The sequence below is a fragment of the Meridianimarinicoccus marinus genome, assembly GCF_040689105.1.
Lineage (GTDB): Bacteria > Pseudomonadota > Alphaproteobacteria > Rhodobacterales > Rhodobacteraceae > Meridianimarinicoccus > Meridianimarinicoccus marinus.
On the sequence record NZ_JBFBVU010000008.1, the window covers coordinates 94,885 to 118,816 of the forward strand.

Consider the following 23,932-nt stretch of genomic DNA (forward strand, 5'->3'; position numbering starts at 1 on the left):
CAAGATATCGGAGCGACAGATGACCGGAACCATCCTGATCACCGGTGCGGGCCGGGGCATCGGCAAGGCCTGCGCCACCGCCTTTCTGAACGCGGGCTGGAAGGTCGGCCTCGTGGGCCGCACCGCCGCAACCCTGGAAGACGCCGCCGCCGGCCATGAGGCCGCGCTGGTCCTGGCCTGCGATGTCACCGACGAAGACGCGGTCGCGGCAAGTTTCGCCCGCGCCCATCAGCACTGGGGCCATCTCGACGCGCTGTTCAACAACGCCGGGGTCTCGCTGATCGGCACCAGCTTCGAGGATCTCTCGGTCGCCGATTTCCGCCGCCTGATCGACATCAACCTCACCGGCAGCTTCATCTGCGCCCACGCCGCCTTCCGCCTGATGAAGGACCAGTCCCCCCAAGGGGGCCGGATCATCAACAACGGGTCGATCTCGGCGCATGTACCGCGCTGGGGCTCGGCGCCCTATACCTGCTCGAAACATGCGATCACCGGGCTGACCCGGTCGATCTCGCTGGATGGCCGCCCGCATAACATCGCCTGCGGCCAGATCGACATCGGCAACGCCCGCACCGAGATGATCGCCCCCAGGGCCGGGGCCCTGAAACAGGCCGATGGCCACCCCAAGGCCGAACCGCTGATGGATGTGGACAACGTCGCCCGCTCGGTGCTGCACATGGCCAGCCTGCCGCTGGACGCCAACGTGCAGTTCATGACCGTGATGGCCACCACCATGCCCTATATCGGCCGCGGCTGACGCTGGCCCGACAGCCTGCCCAGCAAGGAGACCCCGCATGAAACTTCTCAGATACGGCGCGCCGGGACAGGAACGCCCTGGACTTCTGGACGACGACGGCCAGGTGCGCGACCTCTCGACCATCCTGCCTGATCTGGAAGGCACGCATGTGTCAAAAGCGGCCCTGTCGCATCTGACCGATCTCAAATCTTCAGCCCTGCCGCTGGTCGAAACCCCCGGCCGCCTCGGGCCCTGCCTTGCCCGGGTGCCCAATTTCCTGTGCATCGGCAAGAACTACGCCGCCCATGCCGCCGAAACCGGCTCGGACGTCCCCACCGAACCGGTGGTCTTCAACAAGGTAACCTCGGCCCTGGGCGGCCCCTTCGACGATGTTGCCCTGCTGCGCGACAGTGACACCACCGACTGGGAGGTCGAGTTGGGCGTCGTCATCGGAAAAGAGACGCATTACGTGTCCGAGAAGAAGGCGCTCGGCCATGTGGCCGCCTATTGCACCGTCAACGACATTTCGGAACGCACCTGGCAAAAGTAGCGAGGCGGCAATTGGGTCAAGGGCAAATCCGGCCCCGGCTATGGACCCATCGGCCCCTGGCTGGTCACCGCCGACGAGGTGCCGGACCCTCAGGCCCTGGCGCTCTCGCTCGACCTCAACGGCAAGCGGATGCAAGAGGCGACCACGGCGGACATGATCTTCTCCGTGGCCGAACTCATCGCCTATATCTCGCGCTTCTGCCGGCTGATGCCCGGCGACATCATCGCCACCGGCACGCCATCCGGCGTCGGTGCCGGGATGACCCCGCCGCGGTTCCTGAAACCCGGCGACGTGATGGAACTGGAAGTCGAGGGCCTGGGCCGCCAACGCCAGACCATCACTGCCCCGATCTGATCGCGCCGGGCTGCGCGCAATCGCATAGGACGGCGCTGGAAACGCGCCGCCCGTTCGCGCCTGAAACGCTCTCCCAGAGCGGGTCCGAGACGGCGCCCCTTTTTCTTGTCAAAAGTACTCCCGCCGGAGGCATGAAATCCGCCCGCAGGGCGGCTACAGGATCTTGCCGATCCGCGCCAACGCCTCGGTGATCTGCTCCAGGCTCGCGGCATAGGAAAACCGCACGAACCCCTCGCCGAACTTGCCGAAACTGGTGCCCGACACCGTCGCCACCCCGGCTTCGGTCAGGAACCGGTCCTGCGCCTCGCGCGCAGTCAGGCCGGTGCCCTCGATGTTGGGAAAGGCATAGAAGGCGCCGCCCGCATCGGCACAGCGCACGCCGGGCAGCGCGTTCAGCCCGGCCACGATCACCTGCCGCCGTTCGTCGAATTTCGCCACCATGTCGTGCACCGCGTCCTGCGGTCCGGTCAACGCCGCAAGGCCCGCGTATTGCGCCGAGGCATTGACGCAGGAATGATCGTTGATGCACAGCCGCGTCACCGCATCCACCATCGCTTTCGGCCAGACCGCGAAGCCCAGCCGCCAGCCAGTCATGGCATAGGTCTTGGACCAGCCGTCCAACAGGATCAGCCGGTCGCGGATCTCGGGATAGCTCAGCAGGCTCACATGCGACCGGCCACCATACAGCATCTGGGAATAGATCTCGTCCGACATCAGTACCACATCCGGCCAATCGGCCAGCCCGGCCACCAGCTTGTCGATCTCGGCCTTGGGCGTGACCCCGCCAGTGGGGTTGGCGGGCGAATTGATGATGATCAGCCGGGTCGCCGGGGTGATCTGCGCCAGCACCGTCTCGGCGGAAAAGGCAAAGCCCTGCGATTCCTCCAGCGCGATCGGCACCGGGGTCGCGCCGGAGTAGCGGATCACGCTTTCATAGATCGGAAAGCCGGGGTTGGGATACATGATTTCGGCGCCGGGCTCGCCCAGCAGCATCACCGCGAAGAACATGGTTGGCTTGCCGCCGGGCACCACCACCACGCAATCGGGATCGACCTCGGCGCCGTGCCGGCGGTGCAGATCGGCGGCCACCGCCTCGCGCAGCACCGGCAGGCCGTTGGCGGGCGTATAGCCGTGATGGCCGTCGCGCAGCGCCTTGATGCCGGCCTCCACGATATGCTCGGGCGTGCGGAAATCCGGCTGGCCGATGCCAAGGTTGATGATGTCGCGCCCCTCGGCGGCCAGCTTGTTGGCCCGTGCCAGAACCTCGAAGGCCGACTCGGTGCCCAGCCGCGCAGCACTTTGTGCCAGTTTGATCATGATGTCGCCCCGTTCCTGTCTTGCGTTCGCGCCACCAATGCCCCCTTCTGGATCAAAGGAAAAGGGGAGATTGACCATGGCCGCCATCGGCTTTCTGGGCACCGGCGAGATTGCCGCTTGCATGGTGCGCGCGCTGACCGGGCAGGGTCATCGCCTCCGCGTCAGCGACCGAAACGCCGAGGTGGCGGCGGAACTGGCCACCCTGCCCGATGTCACCGTGCATCCCAACGACGAGGTCATCGTGCACAGCGAGGTGGTGATCCTGTGCCTCGTGGCCAAGGTGGCGCGGCAGGTGCTGGCGGATCTGCCCTGGCACGCGGATCAGGCGGTGATCTCGGTCATGGTGGATGTGCCGCTGGCCGATCTGCACCGGTTGTGTGCGCCGGCCAAGGACATCGCCCTGACCATCCCGATGCCCTTCATCGAGCAGGGCGGCTGCCCGCTGCCGGTGCATCCCGACAGTGCGGCGCTGCGCGAGATCTTCGGGCCGCGCAACCTGATCCTGCCGGTGGACAGCGAAGCCGCGCTGAACGCCCATTTCGCCGCCAGCGCACTCAGCGCCCCGCTGCTCGAGTTGCTGGCCCTCGGCGCGGCCTGGCTGGCCGAGGAAACCGGCGACCCCGCCGGTTCGGAGGCTTATGTGGCCGCCCTGTTCAAAGGCTACATGTCGCCCGATGGGTCGGGCGAGCACTTCCTGGGCCTGCTGGAAAGCCTGTCCACCGAAGGCGGCTTGAACGCCAGCCTGCGGGCGCGGATGGCGCAGGCCGGGGCGCCCGAAACCCTGATCGATGCCATGGACGGGCTGCGGCCCCGGTTGGGGCTGGCCACCCGCTAGGCGCGGTCTAGGGCAGCATCATGCCACGCAGGGCGTAGAAGAACAGGCCCGCAAGAAAGGCCGCCACCGGTACGGTGATGATCCAGGCCGACACGATCTTCAGCAGCGACGAGCGTTTGACCAGCTGCCGCTTCAGCGCCTGCCGCAACTCCTTGCGCTGCGCCTTGGTGATGACCGCCTCGGCGCCCATCTGCTTCATCCGGTCCAGGAGGTCGGACTTGGCTTCGGGCGGCATGTTCTCGAAGTCGCGCAGAACCCGCTCGACCTCGTCGAAATGCGGGTCTCCGCGGTGTTGGGCCAGAACGTTCTCGACCACGCTGTGCATCCGCTTTTCCAGGAACTCACGCAGGAAACCGACACCGAACACCGCCCCCAGCGCCACATGGGTCGAGGAAATCGGCATCCCCAGCTGGCTGGCGATGATGACGGTGATCGCCGCCGACAGGGCGATGCAGAAGGCGCGCGAGCGGTCCAGTTCGGTAATCTCGGAGCCGACCGTGCGGATCAGTTTCGGCCCGAACAGGGCAAGACCGACCGAGATCCCCAGCGCACCGATGCCCATGACCCACAGCGGAATGGACACGCTGCTGCCGCCCTCGCCCTCGGTCAGCACATCCACGATCCCGGCCAGAGGCCCCACCGCGTTCGCCACGTCATTGGCACCATGGGCAAAGCTCAGCAGGGCGGCTGCAAAGATCAGCGGCAAGGTGAACAGCCGGTTCACGCCGTCGCGGTCGCGGGTCAGCCTCGGCACCGCGCGCCGGATCATCGGCGCCACGACAACCCATGTCAGCAGCGCGGCCACCAGTCCCAGCAGCAGCGCCATCGGGAAGGAAATCGACACGATCTTGGCGATCCCCTTCAGGCACAGATAGGTGGTGAAGGCCCAGGCCATGATTGCGATCATCACCGGCACCACGGATTTCGCCGCCTCCAGGGGGTCATTCTTGAAGAACACCAGCCGCTTGAGACTATACAGCGTCAGGGCCGCGATGATGCCGCCGGTCACCGGCGAGATCACCCAGCTCAACGCGATCTTGGCCATGGAGTCCCAGTTGACGATGTCCCAGCCCGCCGCGGCAATCCCGGCGCCCATGACGCCGCCGACGATCGAATGGGTGGTCGAGACCGGCGCGCCCAACCAGGTGGCGAGGTTCAGCCAGATGGCCGCGCCCAGCAGCGCCCCCATCATGACCCAGACAAAGGTGATGGAATCCGGGATGTCGGCCGGGTCGATGATGCCCTTCTTGACCGTCTTGACCACGTCGCCGCCAGCGATGATGGCGCCGGCGGCCTCGAAGACCGCCGCGATGACAATGGCGCCGGTCAGGGTCAGGGCGAAGGAGCCGACCGCCGGGCCGACGTTGTTGGCCACGTCGTTGGCCCCGATGTTCAGCGCCATATAGGCGCCGATCACCGCTGCTGCGACCAGCAGATAGGATTGCTCCACATGCGCGAACTTGGTGCCGGCATAGATCATCACCGCCACGATGAAGAGGATCGCCGTCCCCAGGCGGCCCACCTCCGAACGGCTGAGATCCGCCGCGCTTTCAATCTTCAGAAAGTCTCTGATTTTCACTGCCCACACCCCCGTCAGCGCCTTCGCTCCGGCAGGCCCTGGCAGGGGCGCGGCGCCGGAATCGACTCATTGCGGCGCGACCTTACGCAGACCGCTCACAAAATGGATTTGAGATGTGTCATTGCGCACCCGGCGCGATGCCGGTTGTATCAATAATACGACACATTTGCGATGTTCTTGCGACAGCGCGGGGGGACGTCGGGACGGCCCCGCTGGGGTGCACCTACATTTCCAGCCGCCAGAACCGGAACCGCGACTGGCCGGTGACTTCGCGCACCAGTCCCAGGTCCTCGAACCGCAGCATGTTGCGCTGCACCGCGGCGCGCGACGCGCCGGTTTCGCTTTCCAGCATCGGGGCCGAGACCAGCGGCCAGGCCATCAAGGCATGGACAAGATGTTTCGGCGTTCGGCCCGACATGGTGGCGGTGCGTTCGACGGCCAGCGCCTGCCAGCGGCTCAGCCGGTCGGCCTCCATCAGCCCGCGCAGGGCGGCCTGTTCGATGCCGCGCAGCCAGGCCGCCAGCCGGTCGCGGGCATCGCCGACCCCGGTCAGCGCGCTGCCACTGCCCATGGCCAGCGGCACGAAACCCAGCCCGCCGGCGCGCAGCACCTGCCCGCCCAGCCGGGCCGCCATCACCGCGCCTTCCAGTTGCGCGCTTTCCCCCGACAATCCGCGCCGCCGCCAGCCGTGCCAGGCCAGCGCCGCGCGGGTCAGCGGATGCAAGCCCTGGCCGCTGTCGACCTCGGTGCGCCAATCCTGCGCCAGCGCGTCGAATTCGGCGCCCATGGGCCGTACGCTCAGATCGATGTCGAGACTGTCGTCGCGCCGGGCGCGGCCCAGAAAGCCGGGCAGATCCTCAAGATCGGCCTGCAGGTCACCGCCGCGATCCAGCCGCCGCACCGCCCAGGCCGCGCGCGCCAGCACCGAGGCATCCTCGCCCACCGCGGCCAGCCGCAGCACCAGGTAAAGCGCCAAGCGGTCCACCGTCACCCGGTCGCCCAGATGCCAGCACAACTCGGCCACCTCCGAGCAGATCAGCCGTTGCCGCAGCCCGCCGGGGCCGATCCGCACGCGTTCGTCCAGCGCCCCCAGCGCCAGGGCGGCGCGGGCCAGCGGTGCCGACAGGTCCGCCTGCGCCTGCGCCCAGGTTGCGGCCCGCAGGTCCGGGCCCGCATGGCGCGGCGCGGCCCAGGGCATGTCGGCGGGATCTTCATCCAGCGGCGCCGGCATGAACCACAGCTCGTCCTCCTCAACCTCGCCGTCGTCATAGGGGCTGGCAGGGGTCAGATCGTCCGGGATCGGCGCGTCGGGATCGGGGGGCAGGGTCATGCCCCCACCTTACGACGCGGGCGGCGGAGTTCAACGCCTGCCGCGCATCGTCCCACGCATGCGCCGCAGCCAGCCCAGCGGCCACAGCAGCGCCAGCGCCCCGCCTAGCCCCAGCGCCGTCGCGGGCAGCGGTACCGGCGCGGTGATGCCCAGCCGCTGCTGCGCCACCGCGGTGCCCAGCACGGTCTGCACCACGGCGGTTCCGCCCGACAACCCGTTGTAGCGGTTCAGCGCGAAGCTGGTTACGCCCTGCGTCACCGGCAGGTTGGGCAGACCGGTCACCGTGCCAAAATCGTCGTAACGCGTGCCGGTGTAGGAGATCGTGGCGCCGATCCCGGCCAGCAAGGCATTGTAGCCGGTCAGCACCGACGACGTCGACGCCTCGGCCACCACGATCACATTGCCGGTGTCGAAGAGAAAGTCGTGGATCGCCCCCTGCTCGGTCACGGAATAGGCAAGTGGCGCATTGTAGAAGGCGGTCAGGATCAGCAGATCGACCCCCGCCAGCAGCGCCGAGGTCACCGACCCGGCCACAACCGTCGCGGTCTGGCCCGGCTGGGCGTTGATGTGGTCCTGCAACCGGCCCAGTTGCGCCCGCTCGCGCGAGATCACCACCGTGGTGCCACGCCCCAGCAGATTGTCGAACATCGGCTGGTTGGCCTCGACCCCGGCGTTCACGTCGCCCATGACGGTCAAGGTTCCGGCACGGGCGGGCGGCCCGCCAAGCGACAGGGCCAGCAGCCCCGCGGCCAGACATGAAAGGATCCGGCCCCCGGCCGGGCGAAGAAACTGTGGCACGATCAATGCTCCCATCTGCGGTTCGGTTGGGAACAGAGATAGAACCGCCAGTCTTGCAACAGGGTTAATCCGCCCGCCAAGGCGCGAAGAAACCGCGGGGATCTCGCCCCCGCGGCTGCTCAGCTCCGACGATCAGACCAGAACGCTGACTTCCTCGGCACCGTTGTACAGCGTGATGGCATAGCCGCCGCCCGCCGCGCTGACGTCGATCCAGTCCTCGCTGTCCAGCGCCAGCAACTCGGCGGCCGATGTGGCGAACACCTTGGTCGGGCCGAAAAAGTTGAACTGCAACCGGTCGGCCTGCGCGAAGTCCAGATCGGTCACCACATGGGCATCGCCATCCTGCATCCGCCGGGCATCGAAGACGAAAGTATCGGCGCCTTCGTTGCCGGTGGCGGTGTCCTGTCCGAACCGCAGCCGCACGGTGTCGTCGCCCGCGCCGCCCTGCAGGGTGTCATCCTGCCGCCAGCCCGCCAGGTTCAGCGGCGTGGCATTGGCAATGGTCAGCCGCGCCACCAGCGGATCATGGTCCGACGCCCGCGCCGATGTTTCGGCGAACTCCGAATTCACATGCACCGCGTCGAACTCGGCCCCCGCCTGCAAGCCGCCGCTGACAAGGATGTGGTCCAGCGACTGGCTGTTGCCCTGGAAGCCATAGCTGTAGCGTTCGACCTCGGGCAGGGTCTCGGTCAGGTTGTACAGCACCTGCTCGGGCACATCGATCGGATCCTTGGCGGGATCGCCCGCATCCAGCGTCTGGCTGCCTTCGATGATCTTCAGCGGCGAGATGAACTCGAACTCGTTCATGTCGCCCAGAACCAAAACATGGGCCGCCGGATCGCCCGCCAGCACGGTGTCGACGAAATCATTGACCTCCTGCGCCTGCGCCCGGCGTTCGTCGAGCGAGCCGTTGACGGTGATGTCCTCCTGCCGCGCCGCAAAATCCTGCGAGGTGCCCATGATCGGGGCGGAGCCGCCCTTGGACGACAGGTGGTTGTTCACCACGGTCACGGTTTCACCGTTGAAGGTGAAATCGGCGGCCAGCGGCAGCCGCGCCCCGTCAAAGGTCTGCCCCGGCGCCTGGCTGCCCACCGCCTGCACCGAACCCGCCACCAGATCAACCCGCGCGTCTTTGTACAGGAAGGCGGTGCGGATGTTGCCACCCGGGAAGCCGCCGGACTGATCCTCGCCGATGAAGGTGTTGTCGATGAAGCTGTAGGTCGGCCCGCCCGCCGCGGTGATTGCATCCACCAGCATCTGCAAGGTCACATCGGCCGAGGTCACCCCGGTGCCGGTGCCGCCCAGGGTGCCGTTGTTGTCCTGCACCTCCTGCAGACCGATGATGTCGGGCGCGCCCAGGTTGGCCACGATCTGTGCCGCGATGGCGTCGAACCGACCGTCGGCCACATCGGCATCGCCATCGGTGTCCTCGGGATCGAGGTTCAGCACGTTGTAGCTGGCCACCGTCAACTGGTCTTCCGATCCGGTCAGCGACGTGGTTTCTGCCGTCAGCCCCGACGCGGTGATCTGCGGGGTGAAATCGGCGGTCGGGTAGATCTCGAAATTGCCGAAGCCATAGCCCATGACCCCGGTCACATCGCCCAGCAGCGCGCCGGTGTCGACCTGCGGGAAGGCGAAACTGAAGATGCCGCTGTCCTCGTCGATCTGGATCTTCTCGGGGTTGAAGTCATCGGCGGCGATGTTCAGCGTATCACGCGCGCTCAGCCCGGTGGCACCGGCCCCCTGATCGACCACGGCGAAGATCTCGCCGAAGCGGTTGGTGCCGCTGACCGCCAGCAGATCCTGCGCGGTGACCAGCATGCCCTCCAGGCTTTCGAAGAAGTCGATGCCATCCTGATCCGGGTCGAAGCTGCCAAAGGCGTCGTCGTCGAAGGTGCCGGTCACCGGCACCCGTCCGCCCTGCCCGATCACCGTGGCAGCGGGCAGCACATTGCCGCTGCTTTGCAGGGTGATCGACGGGCTGGACAGTTGCGTGGTGGACAGGTTGCCCGACCCGCTGCCGCCCGGCGTGAATTCTGATACCGTGCCCGAAACGTTCAGCGCATCGCCGACCGAGACCCCCGGCGCGCTGCCGGTAAAGACGAACAGCGCATCCGAGGTCGCCACATCGCCATCGCCCGCCGCGTCCTGCAGGTAGAACCCGTTGGTGTCCACCGCCGTCACGATGCCCGAGGTCATCACCGCCGCCCCCACGATGGGGGAGGTATGGGCCTTACCCTGGATGTCGTAGATCGCGGTCACGACCGGCCCGGTGCCGCCGCCGCCGGTGTAGCTGGGATTGACCCCGCCGAAACTGTTGATGGCCGAAGTCGGATTGCTGTCAAAGTCCGACCCGGACAGAACCGTGCCATCCAGCGCGATCACATCGCCGCCATCGGGGTCGTTCAGCGCGTACCAGTCGTCGGTGGTGCCATCGCGGAAGATCAGCTTGGGCTCATCCCCGGTATAGGTAAAGTCCGCCCCGCCCAGGGCCGCGCCTTGCACAAAGGCCTCGTCAGCGGCACTGTCGGGCACGCCGATGGCGTCCAGAACATTGCCGAAGATCGACGCATTGGCGCCGGTGAAACTGTCCCCGACATTGGCCGTGGCGGTGTCATCGCTCAGCACCAGCGTGAAGCTGGGGTTTTCCAGATCGGGAATGCTGACGGTCAGCAGGCCGTTGCCGTCAAACGTGCCGGAAATCGCGGCCTTGCGGTCGACCGACTGCGGCAACCCACTGTCGGCCTCGATCGAATACAGGAAACCCGAGAAACTGGCGCCCGCCACCCCCTTGAGTTCGACCGATGCGGTGGCCGGGTCGCTGCCGAAAGGATTGGGCTCGATCTCGTTGATGATGGCGATGCCGCCGGTGCCCTGTGTCGGGTTGGGTGTGCCGAAGGTGGTGCCGACCAGCGGGCTGACGTCGAACAGGCTGGGGTCAACCGAATTGCCGTCGATGTCGATGACTTCGCCAAAGTCGGGGTCGTTGACCGCGAACCACGCGCGCGACACGCCATCGCGGAAGATCAGCTTGGGCTCATCGCCTGTATAGGCGAAATCCGCCCCGCCCAGGGCCGCGCCCTGCACGAAGGCTTCATCGGCGGTGCTGTCGGGCATGCCGATGGCGTCCAGCACATTGCCAAAGATCGACGCATTGGCCCCGGTATAGCTGTCCCCGACATTGGCTGTGGCCGTGGCGTCGGTCAGCACCAGCGTGAAGCTGGGATTTTCCAGATCCGGGATGCTGACGCTCAGCAGGCCGTTCACATCGAAGGTGCCCGAGATGGCGGCTTTCCGGTCAACGGATTGCGGCAAGGCAAAATCAGCTTCGATCGAATAAAGAAAACCGGAGAAACTGCTGCCCGGCGTGCCCAGGATCTCGACCATCACATTGGCCGGGTCGCTGCCGAAAGGGTTGGGTTCAATTTCGTTGATCAGAACGGTTGGCATCGTGAATCTCCTCAAGGGCAATTGGTCTGCCGGTGACATTCATTAGTGCTGTGCCGTCACTATGACCGCAATTTTAACCTTCTGTGAAGATTTCGCGTGAAGTTTTCCACACGGCACCGGCGTGCCGCCAAAACCCGATCAGCGGCGATAGGTGCCCGTGGGCATTCCCTTGACCGGGATATCCACCGCGTACAGCCCGCCGGCCTCGGGGGTCTTTTCCAGATCCTCGGCGCGCATGCCGATCCGGGCGGTGGTGATGAACAGCCGCTGCATCTTCATGCCGCCAATGGCACAGCAGGTCACATTCGGCACCGGCACCCGCACCGTCATGTCACGACCCCCGTCCGGCAGCCAGCGTTGCACCATTCCGCCGCCGAAAGCCGCGCTCCACAGCGCCCCCTCGGCATCCACGCAGGCACCATTGGGTACGCCCTCGCCCGGCTCCAGCGTCGCGAAAATGCGCGGGTCGCGCGGGGTTCCGGTCACCGTGTCATAGTCATAGGCCAGGATGTCGGGGCCACGGCTGTCGGCGAAATACATCCGCGTGCCGTCGGGCGAAAAGGCGGTGGAATTGGCGCAGCCGACCCCGGTCAGGATCGTGTGCACCCGGCCCCGGCTGACCGACCAGACCGGGGTGACCGGCGCCATGCCGGGGGTGTGGATGCCGCCGATGATGAACCGGCCCTGCCGGTCCAGCCCGCCGTCGTTCATCCGGGTGTCGGGGTCGTCGGGCATATAGGGCTCGATCACCCGGCGCACACCGGAGCGCGGGTCCAGCCAGCACAGCGCATCCGCGAACCCCGCCAGCATGTTGCCATCCGGGGTGAAGGCGAAAGCGCACAACGGAGCGTCCAGCGCCACCTGCCGCACCGCCTCGCCGGTTTCGGCGGCCGACCACAGGGTGTTGCCCTCGATATCGGTCCAATAGACCCGGCGGGTCTGGCGGTGCCATTGCACCCCCTCGCCCAGCCCGGCCTCGCAGTCCACCAGCAGGCGCGCGTGCAGCGGTTCACTCATGGCAGCCACCCCCCGGAACGCGCTGATCCCAGGGCCGATGCCCGCGAAGTCATGATCTGCAGTCTGGCCAATCGGGTGTTCCGCGCTGTTTCCTGTGAATCAAGGATAGCCCCCTGACCCTGCCGGAACAAATACCCCGCGCCGGGGTTCTGTCAACCTAGCCCCGATCGCGCCCCTTCGCCGCAAAACGCGGCAGAAGCGCCGAGAAATCAAGCCCTTGACCGTTTTCATGTGTGACAAATGCATCATATAGCTCGGTCGCGCGCTGGCCCATGGGGGTGTCGGCGTCCACCGCCTCGGCGGCCTGCTGGCTGAGTCGAAGATCCTTCAGCATCAATTCGGCCGCGAATCCGGGCTTGTAGTCATTGTCCGCCGGCGACTGCGGACCCACCCCCGGCGCCGGGCAATAGGCGTTCATTGACCAGCTGTAGCCCGAGGAGGTCGAGACCACATCGAACATCTTGCCCCGGTCCAGCCCAAGCTTGTCGGCCAGCGCGAAGGCCTCGCAGGTCACCGCCATGGTGGCGCCCAGGATCATGTTGTTGCAGATCTTGGCGGCCTGCCCGGCACCCGAGGCGCCGCAATGCACGGCCTTCTGGCCCATGATGTCGAACAGCGGCGCGGCGATGGCGAAGGCCGCGTCTTTGCCGCCGACCATGAAGGTCAGCGTACCGGCCGCCGCACCCCCGATGCCGCCCGAGACCGGCGCGTCCAGTGCCAGCACGCCCTTGGCCTCGGCCTGTTCGGCCACGGCGCGGGCGCTGTCCACGTCCACGGTCGAGCAATCCAGCAGCACCGAGCCTGCCGCCATGCCCGGCAGAACCTCGTCGGCCACGGCGCGCAGGATGGCGCCATTGGGCAGCATGGTGATGACCACCTCCTGCCCCTCGGCGGCGGCGGCGGCACTTTCGGCCTTTGCCACGCCGTCCGGCATGTCGGCCACAAGGTCAAAGCCGGTCACCGCGTGGCCTGCCTTCATCAGATTGGCCGCCATCGGCGCGCCCATGTTTCCAAGGCCAATGAACCCGATTTTCATGCCATCTCTTCCTTTTCGAATGTCAGGGCATCCTTGCCCAGCGGCATCAGCATCCGCACCACGTCCAACCCGCCCACGGCGTCGATCCCCTCATGACGCCAGCGCGGGGTGCGATCCTTGTCGATGATCGCCGCGCGGATGCCTTCGATGAAATCGCCGTGCTCCATCGCGCGATGGGTAAAGCGGTATTCCAGATCCAGCGCCCGGCGGATGTCGCCCACACCGCGCAGACGATGCACCATTTCCACCGCACAGGCCACGGCCAGCGGCGAGTTTCGTTCCACCGCCTTCAGCGCCCCGGCGGCCCAGGCACCGCCATCGGCCACCAGCGACCGCTTGATGTCGCCGATGGTCTCGCCGCCGAAATGGGCGTTGATCTGATCCATCTGCGCGGCCAGCGTGCCCTCGGGGGCCTCGGTCCCGAAATCGTCCAGCACGGCGACATCGCCGGCATCCAACAGGGCGGCCACCAGATCGGGCCAGCGGTCCTGCGGCACGAAAACATCGGCAAAGCCTGCAAGGATCGCATCCGCCGGGCCCATGCGCGTGGCCGTGGTGCCCAGGTATTCGCCCAGCCGCCCCGGCGCATTGGCCAGGATCATCGAGCCGCCCACATCCGGCACCAGCCCGATGCCGACCTCGGGCATGGCGACCTGGCTGGTTTCGCCCACCACCCGGTGCGAGGCATGGCAGCCAACCCCGACCCCGCCGCCCATGGTGAACCCCTGCATCAGGCTGACCACGGGCTTGGGGTATTCGTACATCTTGGCGTTCATGCGGTATTCGTCACGCCAGAACCTGCGGCCATAGGCGAAATCCCCGGCCCGCCCGGTGTCGTACATTTCTTGAATGTCGCCGCCGGCACAGAAGGCGCGGTCGCCCGCGGCGTCGATCAGCACCAGCGCCACGGCGTCATCCTCGCGCCAGGCGTCCAGAGCGTCCTCGACCGCCAGACACATGTCATAGGTCAGCGCGTTCAGCGCCTTGGGCCGGTTGAAGGTCATGCGCCCGACCTTGCCCTCGACCCGGATCTCGATGTCGGCCATCAGCCGCGTGCCTCCAGAAGTTGCCGCGCGACGATCACGCGCATGATCTCGTTGGTGCCTTCCAGGATCTGGTGCACCCGCAAATCGCGTACCAGCTTTTCAATCCCATAATCGGCCAGATAGCCATAGCCGCCGTGCAACTGAAGACACTGGTCGGCGACCCGGCTTCCGGTCTCGGTCACCAGTCGCTTGGCCATGGCGCAGAACTTGCTGGCATCGGGCGCGCCGCTGTCCAGCTTCCACGCCGCCTGCCGCAGGAAGGTGCGCGCCGCCTGCAACTCGATCTCCATGTCGGCCAGCCGGAACTGCAACGCCTGGAACTGGTCGATGGATTTGCCGAAGGCCTTGCGCTCGCCCATATAGGCCAGTGTCGCGTCCAGCGCCGCCTGCGCCCCGCCGATGCTGCAGGCCGAAATGTTCAGCCGCCCGCCGTCCAGCCCGGCCATGGCATAGCGAAAGCCCTTGCCCTCCTCGCCCAGCAGGTTGTGCGCGGGCACCGCCACATCATCCATCTGCACCTGCCGCGTCGGCTGGCTGCGCCACCCCATCTTGTCTTCCAGCCCGCCGAAACTCAGCCCCTCGGCGCCGTCCTCGATCAGCACCGTCGAGATGCCCTTCGGCCCGGCCTCGCCGGTGCGGCACATAACGATATAGGCATCCGAATAGCCACCGCCCGAGATGAAGGCCTTGGTGCCGGTCACCCGGTATCCCTGATCGGTCTTCTCCGCCCGCGTCTTCAGCGCGGCAGCATCCGACCCCGACCCCGGTTCGGTCAGGCAATAGCTCAACACGGTGTCCATGGTCAGCGCCTTGGGCAGGACCCGCGCCTTCATCTCGTCGCTGCCGAACTTGTCGATCATCGCGGCGCACATGTTGTGGATCGACAGGAAAGCCGCCACCGACGGGCAGGCCATCGACAGCGCCTCGAACACCAGCGTTGCATCCAGCCGCGTCAGGCCCGACCCACCCTGATCTTCCGAAACATACAACCCGCCAAAGCCAAGCGCGGCCAGTTCCGGCCACAGGTCCCTGGGGATGGTGCCGTCGGCTTCCCAGTCCCGCGCCTGCGGCGCGATACGCTCGGCGCCGAACTCCCGCGCCATGTCGAAAATAGCCTGCTGTTCCTCGCTGAGCGAAAAATCCATGACTGCCGCCTCCATTGCCGTGCGCGTTTATATACAGCCGTTCAATTAATCGCTGTCAAACGCCTTCTTGGCGGCGAATCCTCACAAACACTCGCGATTATAGCGGCCCGCGACACTTCGCGCGCCCCGCCCCGGCTGCCGACGCCCCTATCGGAATTATCCTTGAGACCCGCGTTGCTAGTGGCATACTTCCCGGCAATGGGGAAAAACCAAGGATTTTCAAGCGGCTTTTGTACGCGGCCTGTCTTAACGTGATGCCCTATGTCCTTTTACGACATGACGATGTCGTTTATGAACCTACCTGATCGGGCGCCAAATGCCTGACTGGGAAAAAACCAACAGAGGAAGTTACATGACCAGAACCAAGACAACCCTGCTTACACTGCTCGCTGCAACCGGGCTGGCCAGCGCGGCCCATGCAGACTGCGGCGAAGTGACAATCACCGAAATGAACTGGGCCTCCTCGGCCGTTGTGACCCATGTGTCCAAGTTCCTGATGGAACAGGGCTATGGCTGCAAGGTGGTCACGGTACCCTCCTCGACCACCCCGGCGCTGATCTCGGTGGCCGAAACCGGCACCCCCGAGATCGTCACCGAACTGTGGATCAACGGCACCCCCGCCTATGACGACCTCTCGGCCGAGGGCAAGATCCTGACCATCGCCGACGTGCTGTCGGACGGCGGCATCGAAGGCTGGTGGGTGCCGCAGTACCTTGTGGACGAACACCCCGAACTGGCCACCATCGAAGGCGTCCTGGCCAACCCCGACCTGGTCGGCGGCCGCTTCCACCAGTGCCCGGACGGCTGGGGCTGCAAGAACACCAACCTGGCGCATATCAACGCCTGGAACGTGGAAGACGCCGGCATCGAGATCTTCCAGCACGGCTCGGGCGAGACCATGGCGACCTCGATCGCGGCCGCCTTCGAAAGCAACGAACCCTGGCTGGGCTACTATTGGGCGCCGACCTCGATCCTGGGCAAATACCCGATGGTCAAGGTCGACTTCGGCGTCGAACACAAGCCCGACGTGTTCAAATGCTATGCCGATCCGGAGTGTCTGACCGACGAAAAGACCACCTATCCGGTGGGTCCGGTGAAAACCGTGGTCACCACCGATTTCGCCGAGACGTATCCCGAACTGCATGACCTGATGTCGAAAGTGTCGTTCACCAACGCGCAGATGGGCGAGATCCTGGCCTGGGCCGAGGAAAACCAGGCCTCCAGCGAAGAGGCCGCGGTCTACTTCCTGACCACCCAGTCCGACGTCTGGTCGCAGTGGGTCAACGACGCCGCCCGCGAAAAGCTGGCCGCCCTGATCCAGTAAGGCCATCGGATGCAAGGGGCGCCCTCACCGGCGCCCCTTTTTCCGTTCCGGGCCCTGCCCCGGCCTTTCCGACCGCAACAAAGGACAATCTACCAATGGCATTCTATGACGGGCTGATTGACAGCCTCGGTCTGCGCGACTGGTGCGACAAGGACGCCACCGACGGTCCCATGTCGATGGCCCAGCTTCTGGCACAGGCCTCCGGCGAAAACGACGCCGACGCCGCCCCCACCCCGCTTCTGGAAACCCCGTTTCCCTCGCTTGACGTGCTGCACGAAGCCTGCCCGGCGATCTCGCAAACCCGCGACATGACCACCGGCGTCGAAAACGCCTTCCTGGCCATCAAGGATCCGCTCAAGGTGGTGCTCGACCCGCTGACCCAGCCGCTGTCCTGGGCGTTGGACGGCTCCCTCGCCTTTTTCGAGGCGGTGCCCTGGTTCATCATCATCCCGGCGCTGCTGGTCCTGACCTATTACGCCTGCCGCAGCCTGTCGATCACCGCCTTCGTGGCGGTCTCCTTCCTGTTTCTCGCCTTCATCGACCACTACGACTACGCGATCCAGACGCTGTCCATCATCTTCGTCTGCACCATCATCAGCGTGCTCCTAGGGGTCCCCATAGGCATCCTGATGGCCCGGCACGACACCTATCAGAAGATCAACATCCCGATCCTCGACATGCTGCAGACGCTGCCCACCTTCGTCTACCTGATCCCGCTGATCTTCCTGTTCTCGGTGACGGAATCCAAGCTCTATGGCATCGCCATCATCCTTTACGCCATCGTCCCGGTGATCCGCCTGACCGACCTCGGCATCCGCCTGGTCGATCAGGACGTGATCGAGGCCGCCGACGCCTACGGCATGACCGACCGGCAGAAGCTGTGGGGCGTGCAGATCCCGCTGGCGTTGCCCAACATCATGGCCGGCGTCAACCAGACCATCATGATGAGCCTCGCCATGGTCGTCATCGCCTCGCTGGTCTCGGCACCGGGTCTGGGCGTTCTGGTCCTGCGCGGCATCCGCAACCTGGAACTGGGCGTCGGCCTTGTCTCGGGCTTCGGCATCGTGCTGCTCGCCGTGGTCCTGGACCGCACCACCAAGGCGGCGCTCAGCCGCATCAACGCATCCACCAAGGCGTGAGGTCCAGATGACTCAAGACCCCAAGGTTTCCATCAAGGGCCTGTACAAGATCTTCGGCCCCGACCCGCAATCGGTCCTGCCCCTTGTCCTCAACGGCATGGGCAAGACCGAACTGCTGGAAGACCACGGCCATGTGCTGGGCCTGCAGGACATCAACGTCGACATGCAGCCCGGCGAGATCACCGTCATCATGGGGCTGTCCGGCTCGGGGAAATCCACCCTGATCCGGCACCTCAACCGGCTGATCGACCCCACCGCCGGCGAGGTCCTCGTCGATGGCGAGGACGTGCTGCAATACGACGAAACCCGCCTGCGCCGGTTCCGTCAGGAACAGATGTCGATGGTGTTCCAGAAGTTCGCCCTGCTGCCGCACCGCACGGTGCTGCAGAACGCCGCCATGGCCCGCATCACGCGCGGCGAGGACGAAGCCCCCGCCCAGGTCGAAGGCCAGAAGTGGCTCGAACGGGTCGGGCTGACCGGCTATGAAGGCCACTACCCGCACCAATTGTCGGGCGGCATGCAGCAGCGGGTGGGCATCGCCCGCGCGCTGGCCTCCGACAGCCCGGTGATGCTGATGGATGAGGCCTTCTCGGCCCTCGATCCGCTGATCCGCACCGACATGCAGGATCTGCTGCTGGAACTTCAGAAAGAGCTGCACAAGACCATCGTCTTCATCACCCACGATCTGGACGAGGCCCTGAAGCTGGCCGATCACCTTGTGATCCTCAAGGACGGCTATGTCGTCCAGCAGGGGGAACCGCAGCAGATCCTGCTCAACCCCAACGATCCCTACATCGAAGACTTCGTTTCCGACATCAACCGCGCCCGCGTGCTGCGGGTGCGCTCGGTCATGCATCCCATGGCCGAGGCGAACGGCATCTCCTTCGCCGGTGAGGTCGAACCGGACGACAACCTGGAAAAGCTGATCTCCATGTCCGAGGGCGACACCACCAAGTGCTACAAGGTCAGCAAGGACGGCCAGGACATGGGCTTTCTGGACATGAAGGAACTGGTCCGCGCGCTGGTGCCGGCGCAACCGGGCAGCACCGGCGCCGTGCGCTAGGCACGGCCCAGCACCCCTTGCAGCGCCGCACAGGCGGCGCTGCCCCCCCTGCCCCGGTCTCTGGCCGGGGCTTTTTCATGTCCACGGGCCGCGTCGCATGGCGACCCTGTAAACGGATGACTTTCCGGCTGCAGGTCCGAAACGGATGATCCCGGAATCGGGTACCTTTCAAACAGGCCCGCCGCCGGGCTTGTTCCCGCAAACGGGCACCCTAGGTTCCTGCAAGCGGGTGCCTTCAAACCCGTGACAGGGCAGGCTCCCTCACCTGCCCTGTTTCCCGCCCCCGAAAATGGCGCATATAGGGTGGTTCAGCCCGGCCAAACCACTATTTCTGGGGTTTTCGCGGCGAAACCGGGGCACAGGCGTTCGACAGGCCCGCCCATGTGCGCCCTTCCCCGCGATCTGCGGAGAATAGGCGCGCATTTCCCCCTGCCCTTCCCGAAAACGGATACCTTTGCCGGTTTCGCATCGACCAAGGGTGAAGACCCCACGGCAAATATCTGCAATTGCCCGGTTTTTGCCCCGGCCTGTTCAGGCACCCGTTTGCAGGACACCTCCCTGCCCCAAAGGCACCCGTCTGCGGGACGGACCACACCTCGACCACAGGGGCGGAATCCGGCCAGATTGGGGTTTTCGTCGCTGCCTTCAAATTTATGCACTTTCAGCAGGTCCAAAAATCAATGCGCCATTTTACTGCATTATGCACACAACAAAAACGGGGGCCGTCTGGCCCCCGCATCCCCTCCCCCTTCGGGTTTCGCCGCGAAACCCCGGCCCTAGCGCGGCTCCAGCAGGCGTTTGACCTCGAACATCACGGCCTCGACCATGTCCATGTTCACCGGGGTGCCTTCCAGACGGATGTAATAGCCCTTGCTGTCGCTCTCACGCCGGATCGTGATGCCATTGTCCAGCCGGTAGATCCCCGGCCCGTCGGCCTTCGGACTGGTGGCCTTGCGCGGCCGCCCGCCCTTCTTGCCCGGCTGGGTGTCGGCCTCGGCCTTTTCCACCAGCGGCTCCATCAGCGCCCATTCGGCCTCGGCCTCGGTGCCTTGCCCGCTCGACAGCGCCTCGCGGATCTCACCCGCCAGCCCGCCCCTCAGGGCATTGGCCAGCCGCAGCCCGGCGCGCTCGGACAGTTGCTCGGGAAAGACCAGCATGTCGCCCAACTCCTCATGGACCAGCGCGAAGGACCGGATCTTGGACCGCTTGGCCTTGCTGGCGGCGTGGAACAGCCCGTTCACCGCGGCCTCGACCGTGTCATAAGCGCCCTGCTGCACCGCCAGAACCGCCACCCTGCCGCGCTCATAAGGCGTCAGGCTGGCCCGGATCTCGTTCTCCTCGACCATCGCCAGATAGGCCCCGGCCACGCTTTGCGGCTGGCGCAGGATGGCACGGATGGTTTGGTAGCCCGCCGCTCCGGTCTCGGATTCCAGCGCCCGGATCGCGGCCAGACGACGATAGCCCGACAGCAGACCATAGGCCGGCCCGTCGCCCGGATCGGCAATCTCGAAGACCTCGATGGGCAGCCGCAGCCCGCTCAGCGCGATCGAGGCTTTCAGCTCGCCCATGGCCTCCGCATCCATCACCAGACGGTCGCGGGTCAACTCGTCGGCAACGATGTCATCGGTGGCGATCTCCACCAGCACCAGCCCCTCGGCCTCGGCCCGGCGCAGGCGTTCTGCGTCGCGCTTGTCCTTGGCGGCCTCGGCCCGCATCTCGGCGGTCATGGTCGGCGTCGGTGTCAGAGCCGCGGCCTCGGCGGCGACCTGGGCAATGGGTGGCATCATGCCCGACGGTCCGGCCACCGAAAGCCCGGAGGGTTTCGCGGCGAAACCCTCCTCGATGGCGTGCAACTCCTCGGCGGATGGCGCGGTCAGTTTTCTGCGCTTGGCCATGGGTTACTCCGCCGCTTCCGACTGCGCCATCTGCGCATCGCGCCACCACGATCCTATCAGGATTTCCTTCAACTCGGCATATGTCCGGTCAAACGCCTCGCGGCCCCGGACATAGGTCTCGCGGTTGAACTCGCGATAATCGGCCTCGTAGATGCCGTTGACCTGTTCGCCCGCCTGACCGACCAAAGCGGTGAATTCCTGCCGGTGGGCGTTCATGAAATCGCCGAAATAGGCCTGGATGACATTGGCCAGATCGGTCTGCTGGTTGGCGTCGAACCGGGTGATCAGCGTGCGCACCACGTCCCATTCGAACTTGACCTCATCCAGACCGGCAGCGCGCCGCACGTTGTTTTCCCCGTCCTCGATCGAGGCGAAAGTGGAATAGAGCATGTCAAAGAAACGTCCGGTGCTGTCGAACTCAAGGAAGGACGCCCCCAGCGGCACCAGCAGGATATCGGCCGCCGCCAGCGCGTTGATGGTCAGATAGCCAAGGGCGGGCGGCGTATCCAGAAGGATGACGTCGTATTGGTTCAGCAGATCCTCGTCTTCCAGAAAGTTCGTCAGCGCATCCCACAGCGCCCAGCGACGCAGGGCCATGCGCCAAACCGGGATCTGGAACTCGGCCCAATAAAGGTTCAGCTGTGCCCCGATCAGGTCGATGTTGGGCCAATGGGTCGGCTGCACGATGTCAGCGGCATGGGTGTCGAGCGCCGCTGTCAGGGTCTCGTCCAGGGGCAGGGGGTCCTGACCCGAGGCGGTGCGGACGAGGTTCTCCTCCTGGACCTGACGGGCATAATCCTTGGCGATCAGCGGAAAGACGGTTTTCCATTCATCCTCGACCTGGCCGCCCATGATCGAGGTCATCGAGCCCTGGCTGTCCAGATCCACCACCAGCACTCGGTAGCCATCGAGGGCTGCCGACATCGCCAGATGCGCCGCCGTCGAGGTCTTGCCGACGCCACCCTTGAAATTGGCCACGGCGACGATCTTGGCCGGCAGGCCTTCGGGGCGGTAAGGCTTGTATTCCTTGGTGGAAATCCCGCCTTCGGCGAAATGGCCGCGCAGGGTCATGACTTCTTCCAGGGTGAACCATTTCGAGCCGCCGGCACCTTCGCCCTGCGGCAGGTCTGGGTTCTGCTTCAACACCCGCCGCAGATGCGCCGGGGCCACCGGGATCAGGTAGCGGCAGATCTCCCAGGTGGAGAACTTGCGCAGGCGTTTGCGGCCGTCGGGAGCATAGCCGCGTTTGGCCAGATCCTCGCGCCCGCGGGCGGCGAAAGCGGCGGCCTTGGCGAATCGGGCGGTGTCGCTGGGGTGCGGGAGACGGGCTGCCGCGGCCTGGGGATCGAGGTTGAAATAGGGTGGGGGCGGGAGTTCTGATTTTTTCGACATGGGTGCGCCTGTATGAAGATGTGCTCGGATTATTGTGATTTTCGGTGACTATCGCACATCGCATGGGCTGTGTGAATTCCCGATGAGAGACCGCACATCGGGAATTCTGGCGCAGGTTTCGCCGCGAAACCCCTATTTTCAAAGAAAAATCAACGCAAGCCACCCTCCCTATAGCTTGTAGGAATCTTTCAGGTCTTTAGAGTATTTGGGACAAGAAAAAGACTTAATAACAATGCGTTAAAGGTCATTGGGTCGCCAGATTCAGGATGAAGGGTGCCGTGATGCGGGGGCAGGGGGGCCTGTCTTCGGGACAAGGGGGATATGTTTGCGGGGCAAAGGGGGGCTGCACACGGGATTGGTGGTTTTGGCCCGGATTGGAGGGTCAGAAGGTGGGCAGGGGGCCGCGCAGCGGGCCGGGACGGCGGGGCAGGGGGGGTGAAGGTGCCCGTTTGCGGGACGCGGAGACGCCTCTCCCGTAGAAGGGTACCTTTGAAATTCTTGAGTTCGGGCACCTTCTGTGCCACGGTTTCGACCAAGCGGCACAGACCGCAGATGAGGCATATTCCAGGCAGGATCACGACCATGTCCCACGAGACCATGGCGGGAGAGATCCCACGCGACAAGCTGACCGGACCGCTGCGGCGGGACTCGGTGAAGAAAAACGTGGCTGCGATCCACGTGTCGGGCAAGCTGACGCTGTTGCAGCGCAAACTGTCCAACGTGCTGCTGCTGAACGCCTATGACGCCTTGGCCAGCCAGCCCACCCACAGGATCGACGCGCGCACCCTGTGCCTGATGATCGGCTATAACTCGAACGATATGGACACGCTGAAGACCTCGCTTCGGGGGCTGGCGGAGACCGTGGCGGAATGGGACATGCTGGGCGAGGATGGCGAACATGAATGGGGGGTTTCGGCGCTGCTGAGCTATGCCAAGCTGAAGGGCGGGGTTTGCGAATATGCCTATTCCCCGGCGCTGGCGGCCAAGCTGCATGATCCCAAGGTCTTTGCCCTGATCAACCTGAACATCCAGCGGCGGTTCACCAGCGGCCATGCGCTGGCCCTGTACGAGAATTGCTATCGCTTCGTGCGCACCGGCAGCACCGGCTGGTGGGATCTGGACCTGTTCCGGCGGCTGATGGGCGTGGAAGGGTCGAATTACTACGAGGTGTTCAAGCATCTGAACGCCAAGATCATCAAGCCGGCGGTGGCGGAGGTGAACCGGACCTCGAACATCCTGCTGGAGCCGGAGACCCGGAAGATGGGGCGGGCGGTCTCGGCCATTCGGTTCCGGATCAAGGACAATCCGCAACTGGCGATGCTGGACATGGACGATGGCGCCGGGCTGCGTCAGAGCGGGGTTTACGACCGGTTGAGCGCACTGGGGGTCAGCGACCGTCTGGCGCGGCAGTGGATCGGCGAGCATGGCGAGGCCTATGTGGCCGAGAAGCTGGACTATGTCGGGCGGCAGTCCGGGGTGAAAAGCCCGGTGCGCTATCTGTCTGCGGCGATCCGGCAGGGGTTCGGCGCCATCGAGGGGACAGAGACCGCGCCTGCGCCGGTGGCCCCCGAGGTGATGCAGGCCGCCGCCCAGCGGCAGATCGAGACCGAAATCCGGGCCGCCGCGCAGGAGGCGCGGGAGGCGGCGGTGGCGGGCGAACGCAAGGCCCGGGCAGTGCGGATGGCTCGCGTGCGCGAGGTCGCCGAAGCCCGGCGGCCGACCCAGCGGGACGCGGACAAGCGGTTGTTCCTGTCGGCGGTGAAAGACCCGCTGGAGCGCGAGGATTTCACCCGGCACGGCTGGGCCTCGGCCCTGAACGCCCGCGCGATCTGTGCCTTCTGGGAAGAACTGGAGCCGGATATCTTCGCGGATCTGCCCGAGATCTGACGCGGGGCAGGGGGGGCCGGCAGACCCGGTTGGGCCCGC

Annotated in this window: 17 protein-coding genes and 1 pseudogene; 7 read left to right on the top strand and 11 right to left on the bottom strand. The window is 65.5% G+C overall.

Going from position 1 to position 23,932, the window contains the following annotated elements:
- The first annotated feature begins 19 nt into the window (after positions 1–19).
- Both AB0T83_RS08600 and AB0T83_RS08605 read left to right on the top strand, forming a co-directional pair.
- Positions 20–757: an SDR family oxidoreductase gene (locus AB0T83_RS08600; protein WP_366192620.1), complete on the top strand. Its 738-nt coding sequence runs from the start codon at positions 20–22 to the stop codon at positions 755–757.
- A gap of 37 nt (positions 758–794) precedes the next feature.
- Positions 795–1,640 (top strand): annotated as a pseudogene (locus tag AB0T83_RS08605) (fumarylacetoacetate hydrolase family protein).
- 153 nt (positions 1,641–1,793) lie between these two features.
- Here AB0T83_RS08605 and AB0T83_RS08610 read toward each other — a convergent pair.
- Positions 1,794–2,957 carry a pyridoxal phosphate-dependent aminotransferase gene (locus AB0T83_RS08610; protein ID WP_366192621.1) on the bottom strand — a complete coding sequence of 388 codons (1,164 nt, stop codon included), beginning with the start codon at positions 2,955–2,957 and terminating at the stop codon, positions 1,794–1,796.
- Positions 2,958–3,033: 76 nt separating this feature from the next.
- Here AB0T83_RS08610 and AB0T83_RS08615 point away from each other — a divergent pair, with 76 nt between their 5' ends.
- Positions 3,034–3,792, top strand: a complete 759-nt coding sequence (locus tag AB0T83_RS08615) for an NAD(P)-binding domain-containing protein (protein ID WP_366192622.1) — start codon at positions 3,034–3,036, stop codon at positions 3,790–3,792.
- 7 nt (positions 3,793–3,799) lie between these two features.
- Here AB0T83_RS08615 and AB0T83_RS08620 read toward each other — a convergent pair whose 3' ends face one another.
- From AB0T83_RS08620 to AB0T83_RS08655, 8 genes are all read right to left on the bottom strand, one after another.
- The gene (locus AB0T83_RS08620) at positions 3,800–5,371 is read right to left on the bottom strand and encodes an inorganic phosphate transporter (protein WP_366192623.1); all 1,572 of its coding nucleotides are present in this window, start codon (positions 5,369–5,371) and stop codon (positions 3,800–3,802) included.
- Between the two features lie 223 nt (positions 5,372–5,594).
- Positions 5,595–6,701, bottom strand: a complete 1,107-nt coding sequence (locus AB0T83_RS08625) for a helix-turn-helix domain-containing protein (protein WP_366192624.1) — start codon at positions 6,699–6,701, stop codon at positions 5,595–5,597.
- 30 nt (positions 6,702–6,731) lie between these two features.
- Positions 6,732–7,499 carry a hypothetical protein gene (locus AB0T83_RS08630; protein WP_366192625.1) on the bottom strand — a complete coding sequence of 256 codons (768 nt, stop codon included), beginning with the start codon at positions 7,497–7,499 and terminating at the stop codon, positions 6,732–6,734.
- A 132-nt stretch (positions 7,500–7,631) separates the two neighbouring features.
- Positions 7,632–10,949, bottom strand: coding sequence for a DUF8508 domain-containing protein (locus tag AB0T83_RS08635; RefSeq protein ID WP_366192626.1), 3,318 nt, complete (start codon positions 10,947–10,949; stop codon positions 7,632–7,634).
- A gap of 138 nt (positions 10,950–11,087) precedes the next feature.
- Complete coding sequence (locus AB0T83_RS08640) at positions 11,088–11,966, bottom strand: SMP-30/gluconolactonase/LRE family protein (protein ID WP_366192627.1); 879 nt, start codon at positions 11,964–11,966, stop codon at positions 11,088–11,090.
- A 157-nt stretch (positions 11,967–12,123) separates the two neighbouring features.
- Complete coding sequence (mmsB, locus tag AB0T83_RS08645; RefSeq protein WP_366192628.1) at positions 12,124–13,002, bottom strand: 3-hydroxyisobutyrate dehydrogenase; 879 nt, start codon at positions 13,000–13,002, stop codon at positions 12,124–12,126.
- The gene (locus AB0T83_RS08650; protein ID WP_366192629.1) at positions 12,999–14,048 is read right to left on the bottom strand and encodes an enoyl-CoA hydratase/isomerase family protein; all 1,050 of its coding nucleotides are present in this window, start codon (positions 14,046–14,048) and stop codon (positions 12,999–13,001) included. Before AB0T83_RS08650 ends, mmsB begins: the two co-directional genes overlap by 4 nt.
- Positions 14,048–15,193: an acyl-CoA dehydrogenase family protein gene (locus AB0T83_RS08655; RefSeq protein ID WP_366192630.1), complete on the bottom strand. Its 1,146-nt coding sequence runs from the start codon at positions 15,191–15,193 to the stop codon at positions 14,048–14,050. The genes AB0T83_RS08650 and AB0T83_RS08655 overlap by 1 nt, the downstream gene beginning before the upstream one ends.
- Before the next feature lie 352 nt (positions 15,194–15,545).
- On the opposite strand from AB0T83_RS08655, the gene AB0T83_RS08660 reads away from it, so the two are divergent.
- From AB0T83_RS08660 to AB0T83_RS08670, 3 genes are all read left to right on the top strand, one after another.
- Positions 15,546–16,517 (top strand): glycine betaine ABC transporter substrate-binding protein, encoded by a 972-nt coding sequence (locus tag AB0T83_RS08660; RefSeq protein ID WP_366192631.1) that lies wholly within the window; start codon positions 15,546–15,548, stop codon positions 16,515–16,517.
- A gap of 95 nt (positions 16,518–16,612) precedes the next feature.
- A complete protein-coding gene (locus AB0T83_RS08665; RefSeq protein ID WP_366192632.1) occupies positions 16,613–17,656 on the top strand; it encodes an ABC transporter permease in 1,044 nt (347 codons plus the stop codon).
- Positions 17,657–17,663: 7 nt separating this feature from the next.
- On the top strand, positions 17,664–18,719 hold the full coding sequence (locus AB0T83_RS08670; RefSeq protein WP_366192633.1) for a quaternary amine ABC transporter ATP-binding protein: 1,056 nt from the start codon (positions 17,664–17,666) through the stop codon (positions 18,717–18,719).
- Positions 18,720–19,495: 776 nt separating this feature from the next.
- On the opposite strand, the gene AB0T83_RS08675 is transcribed toward AB0T83_RS08670, so the two are convergent.
- Complete coding sequence (locus AB0T83_RS08675; protein WP_366192634.1) at positions 19,496–20,614, bottom strand: ParB/RepB/Spo0J family partition protein; 1,119 nt, start codon at positions 20,612–20,614, stop codon at positions 19,496–19,498.
- A gap of 3 nt (positions 20,615–20,617) precedes the next feature.
- The gene (locus AB0T83_RS08680; RefSeq protein WP_193141456.1) at positions 20,618–22,006 is read right to left on the bottom strand and encodes an AAA family ATPase; all 1,389 of its coding nucleotides are present in this window, start codon (positions 22,004–22,006) and stop codon (positions 20,618–20,620) included.
- A 582-nt stretch (positions 22,007–22,588) separates the two neighbouring features.
- On the opposite strand from AB0T83_RS08680, the gene AB0T83_RS08685 reads away from it, so the two are divergent.
- Complete coding sequence (locus AB0T83_RS08685; protein ID WP_366192635.1) at positions 22,589–23,893, top strand: replication initiation protein; 1,305 nt, start codon at positions 22,589–22,591, stop codon at positions 23,891–23,893.
- Positions 23,894–23,932: the final 39 nt, after the last annotated feature.